Source organism: Planococcus sp. ISL-110 (assembly GCF_018613575.1).
GTDB lineage: Bacteria > Bacillota > Bacilli > Bacillales_A > Planococcaceae > Planococcus.
On sequence record NZ_JAGGPX010000007.1, the window covers coordinates 131,729 to 147,025 of the forward strand.

Sequence of the window (15,297 nt, forward strand, 5' to 3'; positions counted from 1 at the left end):
TTGACACTGAAATTCTGTGCTATTCTTAGACCTATGAAAACAATGGACGGAAACACCTCACCTACAATTGAAGAACTGGAAAAGAAAAACGCGCAACTCGAGAACCAGATGAAGGCACTAGAGTTGAAGGTGCAATGGTACGAAGAGCAGTTCAAGCTGGGCCAGCATAAACAGTTTGGTTCATCCAGCGAAAAGACGGATGACAACCAGTTGGCTCTTCAACTATTCAATGAAGCCGAAATTTCTTCTTCCGTTTTATTGGCGGAACCGACGATGGAAACGATCAGCTACACGCGCAAGAAAATTGGCGGCCGTGCAGAGAAGCTGAAAGACCTGCCGGTCGAAACCATCCATTACGACCTCTCTGATTCAGAGAAGGTCTGTTCGGCGTGCGATCACGCACTCCATGAAATGAGCCACCAAATCCGCCAGGAGCTGAAAATCGTTCCGGCACAGGTCAAAGTGGTCGAACACGTTCAGCACATTTACAGCTGCCGGCATTGCGAAAAACACGAAATTACGACACCCATCGTTAAAGCGAAGATGCCAAATCCGGTCATCCCGAAGGGACTGGCTTCACCTTCCGCAATCGCCTTCATCATGACGCAAAAATTTGCGGACGGGCTACCGCTTTACCGCCAGGAAAAGCAATTGGAACGGATGGGGATTCCATTGAACCGCCAGACCCTCTCGAACTGGATGATTTCGAGTACGTCCCGTTGGTTGAGCCCATTTTACGATCATCTCCACCGGCAACTCCTGCAGGAAAACCTGCTTCATGCCGATGAGACGAGCCTGCAAGTGCTCGATGAGCCTGGTAAGAAAGCGCAATCCAAGTCGTACATGTGGCTCTATCGCACGAGTGCTGTAACGAAAAAACCGATGGTCCTTTTCGATTACCGCGCGAACCGATCGAGTGAAAATCCGAAGGATTTCTTGAAGGGATACGAGGGCTACCTCAACGTCGACGGATATGCCGGCTACGAATCGCTTGAGAATGTGGAGCTCGCTGGCTGTTGGGCACATGCGCGCCGAAAATTCGATGAGGCGTTGAAGGCATTGAAGAGTCCATCATCAAGTGCCACCCGATCGACGATTGCCAAAAAGGGGCTCAACTTCTGTAACCAATTATTCGCGATTGAACGCAAAATCAAGAAGCTAGATGCCAAAGAACGGTTGAAAATACGCCAAAAAGACAGTCAGCCCGTGCTGGATGCTTATTTGACATGGCTGAATGAACAAAAAGAAATCATTGCGCCCCAATCGGCAACGGGTAAAGCCATCACTTACTCATTGAATCAATGGCACAAGTTGATAACGTTCATGAAAGATGGCCGGATTGAGATCGACAACAATCGAGCCGAACGGTCGATTAAACCGTTCGTCATCGGACGAAAGAATTGGCTGTTCGCTGCATCAACAAATGGAGCGAATTCAAGCGCCATTGCATACAGTCTCGTAGAGACCGCCAAAGAGAATGGCTTGAATCCATTTTTTTATCTTCAATTTCTTTTCGAAGAACTTCCGCAGCTCGACATGAGTAGAGAACTGAACATCGATCACCTCATGCCCTGGTCAAGGGAGCTTCCAAAAGACTGTTACATTCAAAAGAAAAAATAACAAAAATGCCTTTCCGACAAAAAATCGGAAAGGCATTTTCTTTTCTAAGAAGCAACGTGTTCACTATTTGACGCTTACTTTTCTTTACTAACTATTTATACAATAGACAGCTTCTCAATTAAGAGAAACTATTCTATTACATCATGCCGCCCATCTATCCCTACGACAAATATCTAAAAACAGGTTCGAATAACGCTTTAAAATCAACATTCTTAGTTTTACTCATCGACTTAACAAACGTCTCATCAAACCCCAGCATGAACAAAGCATGAACATTTTATAAGTATCTTTTAGGTGAAGAATATTCTTAAGAATCCTTACGTAGTTTCAGAAACTATGTCGCATGGTTTTAAATACTGAATAAAAAGAAGAGCCGCCGCTCTCCTGTTTTTCATTTATTGATTTCATTGTTGCCGCCCATTGAAGAGTAGTAGATATAACTTTCTATAGGATGCTTAAAACCCTATTATATAGAAGGTTTTCATTTTTTCGTTGTATAGAAAACTACAGGAAATCATTTCATTGTTGCCGGATTGTTGCCTAAAAATAAAAGTAACGTTTTAATGTTGACCAAAATTACTTGTATTAATTGTCGGTAACAAAATAGCATCAGGTGAATCTAAACTACTCACCATCGATATAATACTCCGTACATAGGGATAGAGTATAGCAGTACCGTTAATTGATAAGAATTGGTGTATTTTTTCAATATCATCAAGATTATTAATTTCAAAATCCCCAACAACTTTGAGTGATATCTTAATATCGTTCTCTGTATTTTTTATACGAACAGTCAACTCAACTTTTCCTTCTTTAAAGTCTTCTGTGACTCCGTAATTTAGAGAAAGACTTAGATCCTTATCTTCTTGGTCTTCAAATTCTTCATCAAAATCCATTTCTTCTTTCGTAAAGACTAATTTCTCAATTGAATATCCTCTAAATTTGATAACTGGTTCCATTTTAATACTCCTTTAAAGAAATCGTTTAAAATTCAAGCCGCTAATGGGACTTTTTTTGATACATTCGTTGTTGCTGCATCCGTACTAATTTTTGTATTTATAATTGCTGAAATTGTATGATCGGTTGAATTTAAAGAAGTGTGGTTAATCTCTACATTCAACTTAACATTTTGACGCAACTTCTTTTCTGCAGCAATTTCTACTGTTTGATTTTTAACATTTTTAGTTGAGGAAGGAAATAGCATTTCACTATATATGCTATTAAGTAGAAGCTCTTCCACTTTTTGCGTTTGATTTTTTTTCACCGTAGCAAATTCTCTATATTCTTGAACTTTTTTCATAAAACCATTTAGTTTTTCTTCATTTTCTTGCATCACCGGTTTTATAGCGGTATGAAAAATATCATTTAGTTTCATGAGCTGTTCACTGTTCAACATACTAATCACCCCTAATTTTTTCTTTATTAGATTTGATTCAATTCAATAATTACTTCTGTATCTTTTATGGCTACATATTGAGTAAACCAGGGATCCTTATTTTTCTTCCCTCCACCGTGGGTAAAAGTACACTTAATTATCTTAAAGTTTTCAACTAACATCATATATAAATCAATTAGTAGGCCAGCTGCGTGAGGTGTCCCTCGAAAGTTGTTATCTAAACAAGCCTCTAATATCTCTCGAAATTTCCGAACATACTCTTTATCTTCTGGTCGTTGCATATCTTCAAGTTGTTTCAAACCATTAACAACGAATTCTTTAAGTTTTTTTCTGCTAGGTCGTGAATCCATATTGAAAATATTGGTTCCTTGACACAGTTTTTCATCTACAATTATCTCCACAATTGCATCATGATTTGCACTATATTCTTGTGCTTGCTCTAAATCTGTTTCTACAAAGCAATATACCCCAACTCCTAGCCAACTCACGTATTGTTCATTACCTTCAACATCAGTGAACTTTTGAGGAATTGATAATTGATTAGTATCCACAAACTTATCACTATCAAACCAACCACTTAAAATGACTTCTCGGAGATAGGCGGATAAATCATAATAGCTTGGATTTATTACTTGTTCATTGACAATGGAAGCCGCATGTTCAGATTTTGTACTGTGATAGAATTTCATAGTAGTTTCCTTTTCAATAAAAAGTAGTTGTTAAGATGTCTCGCTTTGGAGTTACGACAAATACCTTTTAGAAGTTAATTTTGTATCTTTTTTATACTATACCACTGGTTAAGTACTTGTACACCCCAGCCGGATTTACAAAAAGACAGCGATATGTCGGGATGAGTTGTTATGTACATATGTCTAAAAACACCTATCAAAAGTCCTTTAGTACCACCTAAACGGAGTTAGATAACTTTTTTTAGGTCTTATTTCTATTAAAGTTCATGGCTCGTTAGGAGACCTCCTAGGCGCTTTAAAAATGATGTAATTTATTTTCCAAAAATTTTAGAAAAGTTTGTTTCAAGAAACTCAGCCATCTTTGTCGCCTGGAATGCCCAAGGTTATCCAGACGATTGTGGGTACACTACGAAACCGTTATTTTTCACATCCAGTGTCTTGCGAAACTTAGTTGGGTACAATACGTTTTCTTTTAACCATGCCATGCTCCGTCCTGTGTGACGCTCTAGGTCTTCGCGTTCCAGTAAAATCCGCGAAGCTCGTTCTGCTGGAGCTGCTGGAATTCAACCTTCGAAATTAGCACGTACTCCGGCGGAATTTCAATTGACAATTCAACGTTTAGCTTTTGCATTCGACTATTCCCCCATAAAAAAAGAGCGCCTCCAGTTTTGGAAGCACCTTGTCATTGTTTAATAGCGATTTGGACAATCGACCGAATCAAAATAATCCATTTCTTGAAGATACCTTTCGTACATAGCATCATAATGTGCATGTTCTTCTACTGATATTTCCTTTTCGTTCAGTTCTTCGTTTTCGCGGTTCATAGCTGACCACTCCTTTCTCATTGGAATATTAAATCCTATGCCAGGAGTGTAGAGAACATTCATGCTAGAAAACACAAACGGTTCGAGCACACGTACTAATAGCATTCCCTTACTCTGTCCACGCGCTTTTATTTATCATTCATTGAAATCCCATTTAATTACAAACTTCTACACGCGAGAAAATCAATATTTATCTTTTTTCTTGACCTCCTACCGGTCTCCTTATTTTTTTCTGAAGGCAAAGTCACCGACCGGGGGCGTGTTTCTATTTACCACTCATCCATAATCTGCCGCATTACCACTAAGCTTTCCTCATAGAACCAGTACCGCTTGCCTTTATCTTTTCGTCGCTCCAGTAACTTCATACGTGGATCACGAAGAAATTCCTCTTCCAAAAACGTCTTTCCCATACAGGTCCTTTTTGTCATTTCGGTTATGTCCCATGTGAAAAGAACTTGCTGAATGGCTTCATCTAGTTTTTCATCAACTAGTTTGCGAATTTCTTCATGATCGATGTTTATTCCTACTTCTATAATTGACAGACCTTCCACCTCCATATCTGAAGTTTCTATTTCATCGTCTTTGAATCCTCTAATGTATATAAAAAAGCAGCCAACTTAATGGCCGCCTTCCCTCTTATCTAACCCCGTTCATGTACATGTTATTTGTAGAATTTTTGCCGAGTTTAGCATCCATTTCGTTTCCTATACCGCCAACCAATGCGCCCGAATCCAATACAATGCTGCTATCTTTCTGCAACAATTGCATTAAAATTTCATTCTGCTTCATTAACATCTCGCCCTGTTTCATCAAGAAATCATTCGATTTCAATATGGCTGCATGAACCGAATCAATGGCATTACTACCACCACTTACATTCGGCAACTGATTCGGACGAACGCTACCAGAAGCACCGTCCCCCATACCGATTTTTCTTGCAGCCAATGCCAGTAGTTTCATCGCATCTGTACGGCGTGAAGGATTAGTCGGGATCACAACTTCTTCTCCCTCTTCACCAAGCAATCCAAATTGTTGTTTCTTAATCAAGCCACCCGTCTTGAATCCTTTTGGATTGATATTCAACCCGTTCCGCAGGACTTCATAATGAAGGTGAGGCCCGGTTGAGCGTCCCGTAGATCCTACTGTGCCGACATACTGACCTTTCTTGACCGCATCTCCTACACCAACTAAGTTGCGTGTATTGTGCTGGTAAATGCGCTCTAACATACCCGATTTGATTCTTACATAGTTCCCACGAATAGCGTGATAGCCTGCTTGTACGACACGCCCTGCAGCTTGTGAAGGTATACGTGTACCCGCCGGAGCTCCATAATCATCTCCTGAGTGCATACTCGGTTTTTTTGTCACCGGATGGATACGGAAGCCATAAGATGAAGTTTTACGGAATGCAGAACCAAAGCCCTGTCCTGTGCCACCGTCTCCACCAAATTCATTTATCTTCCCTTTGACGAAGTCGCCTACACTTGATTTCACCTTGCTGTAAGCGCCTTTTGCCATGTCTCCAATGAAGTTCCCACCTTGCGGAGAAGTCACGCTCAGCGCTTCTAGAGCGAGGTTTAATAGCTTACCAGGATTCTTCACATAATCGAATACATCGACTACTTTACTGATCACTTTCTTCGCGCCACCCGCTACTTTGTTATAAGCATCGCCTGCGAATTCTTTTCCTTTGTTCAATGCTGCATTGATCAAACCTTTGCCGCCATTGTAGGCCGGAACATTCTCCAGTAGCTTTTTCGTATTGATGGCCGAGATAACCTGCGTTCCTTTTGGCAAGTTCGCATAAATATCTGTTCCGTTGAACATTCTCACTTTGCCATCTGGGGTATGGACTAACTCTTGTCCGGCATTCGAGCCGCGTCCGTCATTCAATTTAGCCAATCCGTCAGGGTGAGCATCAGTACCGTGTGCGTACTGTGGAACGTCCCATAGAGGGATATTGCTACTCTTCTCTAAGCCAATCTTACCGAGTACCCAGTTGATTCCCCCGATGACTCCATTCACACCTTTTCCTAATGTGCTAGCAAGATTATTGATTACGCTTGTTACACCATCTTTTACTTTGGAGGCCATGGATCCAATACCGTCACCAATACGTTTTGGAAGAGCTTTAGCAGCATTGACGATATCATCAAACTTAGTCTTTACAGCCGTGAAAATGTTGCCAAAGATTCTGGATGTCGCATCTTTTAAATTCGTCCAAGTGCCACTAACCTTAGAGAAAATATTCCCGACAATTCTTCCAATGTCCTTTAGCGGAAAGCCCTGTAAACCATCCAGTGGCTACAGACATAGCTGCTGATATTTTCGGGAATATTCGATCAGCAAAATCTAACATAATCATCCCAAATGGAAGCAACGCATCTTGCAATTGTCTCCACAAGCCTTGTGCTTTCGCTCCGAAATTATCATAAAGCGCCGCGCCTGCTTCTTCTGTTGCTCCAGCTGTGGCTGACAACTCTTCCTGCATTTTACCCATGTTAATAATGGCTGTTTCGCCGTTATCTTCGAACATGGTCCCCATCGTGGCTACACCTGCATTAAAACGTGTCGTTGGATCTTCTATGGACTCCAACCCTTTAGCGACACCATAAAATAGTTCATCGCCACTAACTTTGCCGTTCTTAAAACCCTCATAGAGTGCCTGTGTTTCTTCATCCATTAAACCGATAGCATCGGCAAAATCCGCAGAACCTTCACTCGCAATGAGGGAGAACTCTTTAAATGTATCTGCTGCCACATCTAAATTTCTGAATCCTGACTGTTGCGCTCTTTCCATGAACGTTAGCGCCTCGTCAGCATCCATTCCCATTCCGGCAAATATTGGCCCATACTCGCGCATAGTATCCGCAAAATCATCACCAAAGTTTAATCCGTTTTGGAAACCGGTTGTCATAGTGTCGAATGCTTCTTTACTGCTCAGTCCGAACGTCACCATCATGTTATCGGCAAGGCTTGTACTTTCGGCCAACTCAATACCAAAAGCATCTTGTAGAATATAGGCACTTTCTGCTGCCGCTTCGAAACCATCCTTGGTCAAGGATTGCATGTTGTTTTTAACAGCAACTATCGCTTCTCCGGCTTCTGCCATATTTTCACCAAAGCCATTTTTCCACAGGCTTTTCGCTTGTTCGGATAACTCTTCCGTTACCTTAGCCGTTTCTCCGGTCTGTGCTTGTATCTTACCCATTGCGCTTTCCAAATCGAGTGCTGCTGTGAATCCGGCTGCGGCTATCCCTGCTAATGGCGCAGTGATATACATACTCACGCTTTCGCCTACGCCTTTCATCTTGTCACCCACAGCGGAAAAACTGCCCCCCACCGATTCGAGTGAAGACGATAACCGCCCTAATCCACTATTCGCAAGCTCTTGTTCACGCTGAAAGTTCTGAAACTCTTCTGTGACTTCATTAGCCCGCCGCTGGAGGTTATTAAAGTCTGCTGCAAGATTGTTGTAAGCCGCACCGGATGCCTGTGCTTGTCTACTTCCCTCGCCGTATTGCTGCACCATACGCTCGTGTTCTTGCCTGGCAGCATTGACTGCAGCTTTTGATGCGTCCAGTTTCTTGTTCATGCCATCGAGTTGTGTTTCGTACTTTGCGACCGACTGCTCGCTTTTCCCAAAGACACTCATGTTAGCGCGCATTTCCGAATCAACAACTTTCAGTTGTCTTTTCATGTTCTTAAGACCTGCAGTTATCCCGGATGTATCTAGGTTAAGTCCAATACTCAACCCTTGTATCTGTTCCATTTTTCCTCACCTCTTTTGTGGTTGCTCGCTTTACAAACTGGCTTCCACAAAAGAAAAGAAGCCCGGCCAATGTAAAGCGGCAGGACTTCTCGAGTCTCTAAATTACGTGATATTTATTTTATTTATTCGTCATGATGTTATACGTTCCGCAGCGAGTGCATTTGATTTCTGCAGTCCCTCTTATTTTTGCCAATAGCTTTTCGCAGTTGGTGCAACGCATACCCTTCAAATAAACTTTACTTTCTTTTAGCAAAACGTCTTTCAAACGGCAACACCTCTCCCTTAAAAGATAAATCTGCTGTAGCAAAAACATAATGCAGCGCTTCACCCGTTTTCTTAAGTATTTCCTCTACGCTGTACCCTCTTTCCAACTGTTCTACAGTGAACTGGTGACCAAAGATGGAACATATAATCGGATAACATTGAGGGATTAGAGCTTCATTCGGCGCATTTGAATCAAATAGCTTCTGCAAGGCCATTGTTTGACGGAACGTGTCCCAACTGACGAATCGAGGGGCTGTGAATTTCTTCACCTTGCCCTCCACATAGACGCGGATAACGAGTTTCTTCATTTTTTCACCTCTTTCTATAAAGCTTTGATGTCGTCGAAAGTTAGTTCGGATGTTTGCTCTACAGGGATTTCCGTAATCTGAATGGCGTAATCAATTCCTTCCGCCAAGTCCCGTTCGTAACCCGGTACTTTGCTATTCAAAGCAAATCGATATTCTTTAGTCATCACATTTCGATGTGAAAACCTTGAAAACTTATAAGCCATCGCCTGCATTGCCACATCTTTTGCGTTTGCCAATCGTTGCTGTTCTGTTTCATCTTCATCCAGGTAATAGAGATTATAATTCGTAAAGAAGCCGGCTTCTGTTAAGACAATCACACCCATATCAGATTGAGGGTACACCCAAATTTCATACTGTTTGCAAAGTTTCTTCTGTTCAATTTGTGCTTTCTTTTTTTCGTAGCTGTTCATAATTACTTCGCCCCCTGTTCATTTCGTTTCATACCGACTGTTGCATAAGTGCCTACAGATTTCTTTGCGATTGATACTTTTTCCTTTACGGATTTTAACGAGTGGCTATGAGAAAAGCGAGTTAATATTCCTAATTCCGGAGCAAACCCTCTGCGCACACCAGGATCTTTATCAACATGGCCGTCTAAAATACGTTGAACGTAATTAGCTGCAGCCGATTTATCTTCGAGAACAATGATTTCTGCAATCAAGGTTTCCATTTCATCAAACTGTTTTGCGTAAGATTCTAATTTCTGATAGCGCTCCAGTAATATTTTTTGTGCTGCTTGCTTTTCAATTTCGTAGTTCTTTTCAACAATGCTTCTTTTCTCTTGCGGGATTTCTACTTTTTCAATTCTGCCAAAGCGAATTCTTCGCTTTAATTTCTTTTCCTCTGCAACTAACTCATCGAATTCCTCATCTGATTTCGTGTTTTCTTTCGCATCTGTCACCATTCGCAATCTATCTTCGTCCGGAATTTCTTTACGCGATTCTGCTTCCATCCGCTGTGCGATCTTGACCACCTTGATTGATTCTTCAAATACCGTATCTAAATTTACTGATGCTGTTTTTACCATTTTTCATTACCTCTTTTCATTGTTTTTTTCAATTTCTTTGTCTTAATATACTTTTGTTAGTGACCATAAAACCCTAGCACTACAAGGTTTATGATGAAAATCCTTTAAATCTCAAATTCCATATTCCCCCAATACCCCCCTCGCGAGAATTGCTCATAAATCTAGGGAATCGAGACCTCTTACCGTTCTCCCTTTTTTCTTTTTGGAGCCGCCCATCAGACCGGGGGAATTGTTTTTGAATTTGAAACAATTCTCTTTCGTTTCATTCGTTCTACAAATAACTTTTGCGCTGCATTCTTTGTTTCATTTGATAATCGATTAACGTTAGCTGCACAATCTCACCATCAATCAGATAAGGAAACTTTTTCATGCCTCTTCTGCGAAGTTCCGGAAACCGTTCACATAGCTCTGTATAGTCTTCCTTAGCTTGGTAATCCAGCGCCCTAGCTCTTAGGTTCTCTTCTTTCTCCCAAGCGCGTGAAGCTTTCTGGATAGCTTTGGTTATGACTTCGGGTGATAGCTCCACTCTTTTCTCAAAGTAGTTTTCAAGAGTAGTTGCAGTGCCTTCATCAATCGACCAAAGAAACGCTCGCCATCGACTGTACTTCTCTTTCAGTTTGATGATCCGCAGGTCATAAGCGTTCTTTGCATCCAGGATCTCGAGTGCCTGCACCTCTGTAGCAGGAGATGCACCTGGTATACCTGATCCATCATCGTAACGATAAGCATAGTACCTTATATCCTCGCATAAGGATTCGTAGTAGTCCTCTCGCTCCCATTCCAGCTTTAAGGCTTCTACCATGGCTGTAGCAGATTGAGTTAACTCAAATACTGAGAGCCTTCTGTTTTCGTCCAGTTCATTGACTGGTTCCAATTCACGGACCAAGGTCACCACCTCCGTATCTCTTTGCTATGCTCATTCAAATACATGTGTATGTGCTGCGCTTGCTTCCCAGTAACTGTGTTCTATTCTTTGCCTGCGATCACTTAGGCTCTCTTTATCCAGAGCCGGCATCTGTTCACGCTCAAATTCATCCAATAAAGAATAGATAATGTAAATGTCCTGCATCGGCCGCAGTGTTTCTTTATAGACTTCCTGCATCTTCTCCCACTCTTTATGGATTCCTATACTTGCTTTATAGAATTCACAGTAGGCAAGAAACCGCGTTTCCATCATGGTTAGTTCCGTTAATACCTTTGAGACTTTTTCATGGCAGCGTTTCAGCGTTGCTTCATCGGTCATGAGGTTATCTCCTTTTTAACCTACGATTTTGAAAACGAATACGTAAGTCATGTAATCCTCGATTTCCGTTACATGAGAGGTAATGTCTAGGATTTCGATATTTTGTTCGTTGCATTCAGCAATAAACTCATTCACGCCTTGGGTTGCTTTTCCGGCGTTTATCCATTGCTTTACTTCGATTCGAAAGTTGTTCATTTTTTAGCCTCCTATTCTTATCTTTTTTTCATTGCTAGTTTTGAGCAATAAAGCAATAAATCAGCAATATGCTTAAAGTCATACAGGTCATGGCTTCGCACCTCTTTTATTGCTTATTGCTGTAATTATTTCTGAAAATAATATATGGGTGTACTCCAATTAATTCGTATAGAGGACACACACCAATGTTTTAAGGTAAGAATCCCGAGCAATACGGCAATGTAGCAATAAAAGTGGTGAAACACCTTTCATAGCGTAGGTTTGCTCTTATTGCTACCTTATTGCCGAGCATTGCTGTTATTGCTGTTATCTCTCTTTGAAACCTTTGACTGTTTTCCAATTACCGTTGATTTTCAACATCTTATCTTTCCAAACAAGGTCGTACTTTGCCCCGACTGCTTCTTTGAACCGCTTCATGCCGAAAGTATGGCGAATATTGTTTTTGTCGCACCACTCAAGATAGTCTTCAAAAGTTCGCGTCCCTGGGCTTTCAATAAAATACTCTCTATCGAATTCAGCAAAGAAATCAGTAAGCGGATCGTTTAAATCCGAAAACTCTTTAGCGGCCTCAACCACTTTTTCGTTATAAGTAAGAACTGTGCCAGTCCGATTATTCATTTCTTTAATCGCTTCTACCGCTAATTTGAGAACGTACTCCCTGGCACTGTCGGACTCTAATTTCTTCATACTTTCAGGTTCAGTGAGTGCTTCAGGATCTGATAGAAAGTTGTGGTCAAAAGGAATGATATACAGCCGCTTATTTATCTGACTGCCATATTCTTTGAAATTCGGATAGTGATTACTTGCTGTGATACAAACTGTATTCATTTGCACAGTCCGGCTATCTTTATTCTTTGCCTCTATCTCGAGGTACCCGCCTGTGATGATGGTTTTCAGACTGCCTGAATCTTTAATAGGTTCGTCCGGCTGATCGTCAACGATATTCGCCAATTTTCCGTATATACTACTCCCGGCAAATGTATTTTCAGCTAGCCTGTGAGGACTTACCGCTGATATATTCCCGCCTGAATTGAAAGTTTTTTGAATCATGTATAACACCGTTGATTTTCCGTTGTGTGCCGAACGTCCGTACAGATAAAACATTTTCGGAACTAACAGCGTGGGATATAGTACAGCTCCGAACATTTCATGAATGTTTGTAATGGAAGCACCGTGTCCTTTTGTGACTTTATACAACGTACTTTCAACAAAACTGTCATGTGCTTCTGGATTGTAGTTAGTCGGAACTTTCTTTGTTACGAAAACAGCAGGTGTGAATTCTTGAAACTCCATTGTTTTCAAGTGCAATAAACCATTGTTCACTGCTACGAATTCAGCAGATTCTTCTTTTTCTACTGGTGACATATCTATAATGTAATCTTGTATTTCCTTGATGTTGTTATTTTTCAGCACTTCCAGGCTACGTATGATTGAGCGTAAATGCCTACACGTTTTGTCGATTTCATAGATGCCTTTTGACGGACTATAAATATATAAGTCTCCATTTCTATCCGGGAACCTCACAACACTGTTTTCTTGCAATACATAATGAGCGAATCTATCATGTAGCAGGGAATGTGTGCCGTTTTCGTTCAGCTTCCACCAATCGCCTTTTTTGATTTCTTTCATACCGCCATTTACATACAGTTCAAAACTAAAGTTTTCATCATAGTAAGCTTTGACTGCTTCATCGTTCTGACAAAGTTCTATCATCGCTTTATAGCTCGGCTTTTCTCTCATTTCTTCTTGGCCGCTGTCAAGATGTCCGAATTTATGAACTCTCACTAGATCAAACGCGTTGACGTTCATGCCGCTAATTGGATCTGTACCATGGTTAGAATGAAAGTGTATGTTCTCGTCATACAATACTGCCCCACCTTTTGTAGACCCCCCCAGGTAGGTATAACGGTCACGGCCATTGAAAGGCTCATAAACACCTGGTAAGAACTTCTCTAGCACAGCTGTAATGGAGTAAACACTGCACCATGCACCTACCCAGTTTTGTTTTTCGCGCGGGTCACGCTTTTTAAAGTCTCCATTAGTGAACTGTGTTATCTCACCTATCGACTTGCCATATCCTTCTGGTACACCATCGGGGTTGAAAAAAGGTAAGTCCCGGAATTGCACCTCATAGTTTTCGATGTTTTGGCAAGTAGGATAGTACATGATCTGTGATAGCGTTTTGCTCACGTTATCCGTTTTAATTTTCAACATATCCGCCACGAATTGAGAAGTAACTCCGTATTCATGAGGAGAAACCGGACGAGAGAAAGGAACGATCAATCTATATCTAGGATTAGTTGCTGTGCTATTGTGCGTTGAATAGAGGAAGGCTGCGAAGTTAGAATAATTTTCGACATTTTCCCATACTTCAATTCCTTCGCTATCATCAATATCGAGCGTTAGAATACTCCGATTAAGAACATTGGCATTTTTGCGCTCACCTTCCACGAACCCGCCGACAAAACCACCGGCACTTCCTTTCTTATGCGAGATTTTAGGCATCATTAAATCTTCGATGAATTGCCCGTACATAATTTTCTTGTTTTCTTTAACTTCGATATTTGTAATAGAAGAAAAATTTGATATATCAATTAGTCGATCGTACTTTAGTTCGATTGGTTTCTCGATAGTTGCGTTTTTCGGCAAGTTGTAATCCCCTCCTGTCTGTACGAATTTTTTCTGCTTCTATAATTTCGAAATGTGAGTTATAATCTTCAATAAGATGTTTTATTATTTAGCTGACTTCTCACTGCCCGGTGAGAGGTCTTTTTTTTGTTTTAAACTCCAATCCATATGACTCAATTGCATGTTAGGAATTTTAGTGAGTTCAAAGTGGATTAAAGCAGCATCGAAAACCACGCCTTGTTTTGCTTCTCCATCCTCCAAACGTTTTAAGAACTTCTGCGAGATCCCCATGTATTCTGAAATAATAGCCGGGTGAACACCGGATAATATTCGAGCTTCCTTAAATGTGATTGTTTCCCCTGATGGTAAATATTCCTTAATTTCGCCTTTAGCGATTAAAAGTTGCAGCTTAGCGAAACCATTTTTGAATGATTCATAGTTGCTCCAGACTTCCTCAATTGTCTTAGCCAAGTTATCTGAAGTATGGAATTGAGTTCCGAATGCGGAAGCTCTTCCAATGAATGCGTTGCCTGCTTTTAGAATTTCCAATTTGAATGTCGTTTTGGCTGCTTCTAAAGTGGTTGCTGGTGATGCCTCGAATTTTTTAGTTGTCATTTGTAATCAATCTCCTTTTTTAGTTTATTAAAAAATTTAATGTCATTATTTGTAGCACTCATGCTGGCTGTCATATCGTCCAGAAATGCGTCCACTTCATTTCGCTTAAATAAAAATTTATTACCTAACTTGTAGTACTTGAGACCATTCTTAACCAATCTGTCTTCAATAGTAGGTTTGCTTAGGTTTAAATAATTAGCCAAATCGTTATAAGTCATGAAATATTTTTGTTTTGCTAATTCTTCGACACGGTCGTTAATCGCTTTTTCAAGCATAGAATTTACTGTGTGTTCATCAATTTGAACATTCAGCATTTAAATCACCACCCTTTTTGTTTCTACCTTTTCTTTAATCGTAAAAATATCATTAAAGTTCAATTGCAAACCTTCACAGATTTTTTTAGCAGTATCAGGCCGTGGACATTGTTTGCTGTTTGAAATTTGAATAAGTGTAGATTCTGATATCCCGCAATGACGGGCAAAAGCTCTTTTACTGAAACCCTTTTCGGAAACTGTTCGATTAAACTGCCTGGGATTTTTTAGAACAATCAAAACCCTACCTCCTTTCGAATAACCAATTGATAAACTCTTATAACCAATATGCTGGTTATTTGAAGAATTAAGTTAATCATAACGATTAAATGATTGGTTGTCAAATCATTTTGATTAGTATATTGGTTAAAACGATTAGTTGTGATATCATTACATTAATAAACT

At 40.5% G+C, this 15,297-nt stretch carries 21 protein-coding genes; 1 reads left to right on the forward strand and 20 read right to left on the reverse strand.

Going from position 1 to position 15,297, the window contains the following annotated elements:
• Positions 1 to 33: 33 nt before the first annotated feature.
• Entirely contained in the window at positions 34 to 1,620 is a 1,587-nt protein-coding gene (gene tnpC, locus J7I83_RS04410) for an IS66 family transposase (RefSeq protein ID WP_215099466.1), read from the forward strand.
• Between the two features lie 560 nt (positions 1,621 to 2,180).
• On the opposite strand, the gene J7I83_RS04415 is transcribed toward tnpC, so the two are convergent.
• The 20 genes from J7I83_RS04415 to J7I83_RS04500 form a co-directional block, all read right to left on the reverse strand.
• On the reverse strand, positions 2,181 to 2,579 hold the full coding sequence (locus J7I83_RS04415; RefSeq protein WP_215099467.1) for a protein-export chaperone SecB: 399 nt from the start codon (positions 2,577 to 2,579) through the stop codon (positions 2,181 to 2,183).
• Between the two features lie 32 nt (positions 2,580 to 2,611).
• Positions 2,612 to 3,016, reverse strand: a complete 405-nt coding sequence (locus J7I83_RS04420) for a hypothetical protein (protein WP_215099468.1) — start codon at positions 3,014 to 3,016, stop codon at positions 2,612 to 2,614.
• Between the two features lie 26 nt (positions 3,017 to 3,042).
• On the reverse strand, positions 3,043 to 3,705 hold the full coding sequence (locus J7I83_RS04425; protein ID WP_215099469.1) for a hypothetical protein: 663 nt from the start codon (positions 3,703 to 3,705) through the stop codon (positions 3,043 to 3,045).
• A gap of 383 nt (positions 3,706 to 4,088) precedes the next feature.
• Entirely contained in the window at positions 4,089 to 4,190 is a 102-nt protein-coding gene (locus tag J7I83_RS18070) for a DUF771 domain-containing protein (RefSeq protein ID WP_353048224.1), read from the reverse strand.
• A gap of 20 nt (positions 4,191 to 4,210) precedes the next feature.
• On the reverse strand, positions 4,211 to 4,336 hold the full coding sequence (locus J7I83_RS18075; protein ID WP_353048225.1) for a hypothetical protein: 126 nt from the start codon (positions 4,334 to 4,336) through the stop codon (positions 4,211 to 4,213).
• Positions 4,337 to 4,394: 58 nt separating this feature from the next.
• Positions 4,395 to 4,529, reverse strand: coding sequence for a hypothetical protein (locus J7I83_RS17975; protein WP_285228672.1), 135 nt, complete (start codon positions 4,527 to 4,529; stop codon positions 4,395 to 4,397).
• Between the two features lie 269 nt (positions 4,530 to 4,798).
• Positions 4,799 to 5,086: a hypothetical protein gene (locus J7I83_RS04435; protein ID WP_251047456.1), complete on the reverse strand. Its 288-nt coding sequence runs from the start codon at positions 5,084 to 5,086 to the stop codon at positions 4,799 to 4,801.
• Between the two features lie 79 nt (positions 5,087 to 5,165).
• Positions 5,166 to 6,422, reverse strand: a complete 1,257-nt coding sequence (locus J7I83_RS17980) for a M23 family metallopeptidase (protein ID WP_215099470.1) — start codon at positions 6,420 to 6,422, stop codon at positions 5,166 to 5,168.
• Between the two features lie 343 nt (positions 6,423 to 6,765).
• Positions 6,766 to 8,301, reverse strand: a complete 1,536-nt coding sequence (locus J7I83_RS04445) for a phage tail tape measure protein (RefSeq protein ID WP_215099471.1) — start codon at positions 8,299 to 8,301, stop codon at positions 6,766 to 6,768.
• 118 nt (positions 8,302 to 8,419) lie between these two features.
• Positions 8,420 to 8,614 (reverse strand): zinc finger domain-containing protein, encoded by a 195-nt coding sequence (locus J7I83_RS18080; protein WP_353048226.1) that lies wholly within the window; start codon positions 8,612 to 8,614, stop codon positions 8,420 to 8,422.
• Positions 8,538 to 8,873 (reverse strand): phage tail assembly chaperone G, encoded by a 336-nt coding sequence (gene gpG / locus J7I83_RS04455; protein WP_215099473.1) that lies wholly within the window; start codon positions 8,871 to 8,873, stop codon positions 8,538 to 8,540. Before gpG ends, J7I83_RS18080 begins: the two co-directional genes overlap by 77 nt.
• A 14-nt stretch (positions 8,874 to 8,887) precedes the next feature.
• Entirely contained in the window at positions 8,888 to 9,283 is a 396-nt protein-coding gene (locus J7I83_RS04460; protein WP_215099474.1) for a hypothetical protein, read from the reverse strand.
• A gap of 2 nt (positions 9,284 to 9,285) precedes the next feature.
• On the reverse strand, positions 9,286 to 9,900 hold the full coding sequence (locus J7I83_RS04465; RefSeq protein WP_215099475.1) for a hypothetical protein: 615 nt from the start codon (positions 9,898 to 9,900) through the stop codon (positions 9,286 to 9,288).
• Positions 9,901 to 10,171: 271 nt separating this feature from the next.
• Positions 10,172 to 10,786, reverse strand: coding sequence for a hypothetical protein (locus J7I83_RS04470; protein WP_215099476.1), 615 nt, complete (start codon positions 10,784 to 10,786; stop codon positions 10,172 to 10,174).
• A gap of 30 nt (positions 10,787 to 10,816) precedes the next feature.
• On the reverse strand, positions 10,817 to 11,143 hold the full coding sequence (locus J7I83_RS04475) for a hypothetical protein (RefSeq protein ID WP_215099477.1): 327 nt from the start codon (positions 11,141 to 11,143) through the stop codon (positions 10,817 to 10,819).
• A gap of 15 nt (positions 11,144 to 11,158) precedes the next feature.
• Entirely contained in the window at positions 11,159 to 11,338 is a 180-nt protein-coding gene (locus J7I83_RS04480) for a hypothetical protein (protein WP_215099478.1), read from the reverse strand.
• 306 nt (positions 11,339 to 11,644) lie between these two features.
• Complete coding sequence (locus J7I83_RS04485) at positions 11,645 to 13,987, reverse strand: DNA primase family protein (RefSeq protein ID WP_251047457.1); 2,343 nt, start codon at positions 13,985 to 13,987, stop codon at positions 11,645 to 11,647.
• A gap of 84 nt (positions 13,988 to 14,071) precedes the next feature.
• Positions 14,072 to 14,581, reverse strand: a complete 510-nt coding sequence (locus tag J7I83_RS04490) for a hypothetical protein (protein WP_215099479.1) — start codon at positions 14,579 to 14,581, stop codon at positions 14,072 to 14,074.
• Complete coding sequence (locus J7I83_RS04495; protein WP_215099480.1) at positions 14,578 to 14,895, reverse strand: excisionase family DNA-binding protein; 318 nt, start codon at positions 14,893 to 14,895, stop codon at positions 14,578 to 14,580. Before J7I83_RS04495 ends, J7I83_RS04490 begins: the two co-directional genes overlap by 4 nt.
• Positions 14,896 to 15,132: a helix-turn-helix transcriptional regulator gene (locus J7I83_RS04500; RefSeq protein ID WP_215099481.1), complete on the reverse strand. Its 237-nt coding sequence runs from the start codon at positions 15,130 to 15,132 to the stop codon at positions 14,896 to 14,898.
• Positions 15,133 to 15,297: the final 165 nt, after the last annotated feature.

What these genes read in the sequence shown, in the direction of transcription:
- tnpC (WP_215099466.1), top strand. Translation starts at nt 34, where the DNA reads ATGAAAACAATGGACGGAAACACCTCACCTACAATTGAAGAACTGGAA.
- J7I83_RS04415 (WP_215099467.1), bottom strand. Translation starts at nt 2,579, where the DNA reads ATGGAACCAGTTATCAAATTTAGAGGATATTCAATTGAGAAATTAGTC.
- J7I83_RS04420 (WP_215099468.1), bottom strand. Translation starts at nt 3,016, where the DNA reads ATGTTGAACAGTGAACAGCTCATGAAACTAAATGATATTTTTCATACC.
- J7I83_RS04425 (WP_215099469.1), bottom strand. Translation starts at nt 3,705, where the DNA reads ATGAAATTCTATCACAGTACAAAATCTGAACATGCGGCTTCCATTGTC.
- J7I83_RS18070 (WP_353048224.1), bottom strand. Translation starts at nt 4,190, where the DNA reads ATGGCATGGTTAAAAGAAAACGTATTGTACCCAACTAAGTTTCGCAAG.
- J7I83_RS18075 (WP_353048225.1), bottom strand. Translation starts at nt 4,336, where the DNA reads ATGCAAAAGCTAAACGTTGAATTGTCAATTGAAATTCCGCCGGAGTAC.
- J7I83_RS17975 (WP_285228672.1), bottom strand. Translation starts at nt 4,529, where the DNA reads ATGAACCGCGAAAACGAAGAACTGAACGAAAAGGAAATATCAGTAGAA.
- J7I83_RS04435 (WP_251047456.1), bottom strand. Translation starts at nt 5,086, where the DNA reads ATGGAGGTGGAAGGTCTGTCAATTATAGAAGTAGGAATAAACATCGAT.
- J7I83_RS04445 (WP_215099471.1), bottom strand. Translation starts at nt 8,301, where the DNA reads ATGGAACAGATACAAGGGTTGAGTATTGGACTTAACCTAGATACATCC.
- J7I83_RS18080 (WP_353048226.1), bottom strand. Translation starts at nt 8,614, where the DNA reads ATGTTTTTGCTACAGCAGATTTATCTTTTAAGGGAGAGGTGTTGCCGT.
- gpG (WP_215099473.1), bottom strand. Translation starts at nt 8,873, where the DNA reads ATGAAGAAACTCGTTATCCGCGTCTATGTGGAGGGCAAGGTGAAGAAA.
- J7I83_RS04460 (WP_215099474.1), bottom strand. Translation starts at nt 9,283, where the DNA reads ATGAACAGCTACGAAAAAAAGAAAGCACAAATTGAACAGAAGAAACTT.
- J7I83_RS04465 (WP_215099475.1), bottom strand. Translation starts at nt 9,900, where the DNA reads ATGGTAAAAACAGCATCAGTAAATTTAGATACGGTATTTGAAGAATCA.
- J7I83_RS04475 (WP_215099477.1), bottom strand. Translation starts at nt 11,143, where the DNA reads ATGACCGATGAAGCAACGCTGAAACGCTGCCATGAAAAAGTCTCAAAG.
- J7I83_RS04480 (WP_215099478.1), bottom strand. Translation starts at nt 11,338, where the DNA reads ATGAACAACTTTCGAATCGAAGTAAAGCAATGGATAAACGCCGGAAAA.
- J7I83_RS04490 (WP_215099479.1), bottom strand. Translation starts at nt 14,581, where the DNA reads ATGACAACTAAAAAATTCGAGGCATCACCAGCAACCACTTTAGAAGCA.
- J7I83_RS04495 (WP_215099480.1), bottom strand. Translation starts at nt 14,895, where the DNA reads ATGCTGAATGTTCAAATTGATGAACACACAGTAAATTCTATGCTTGAA.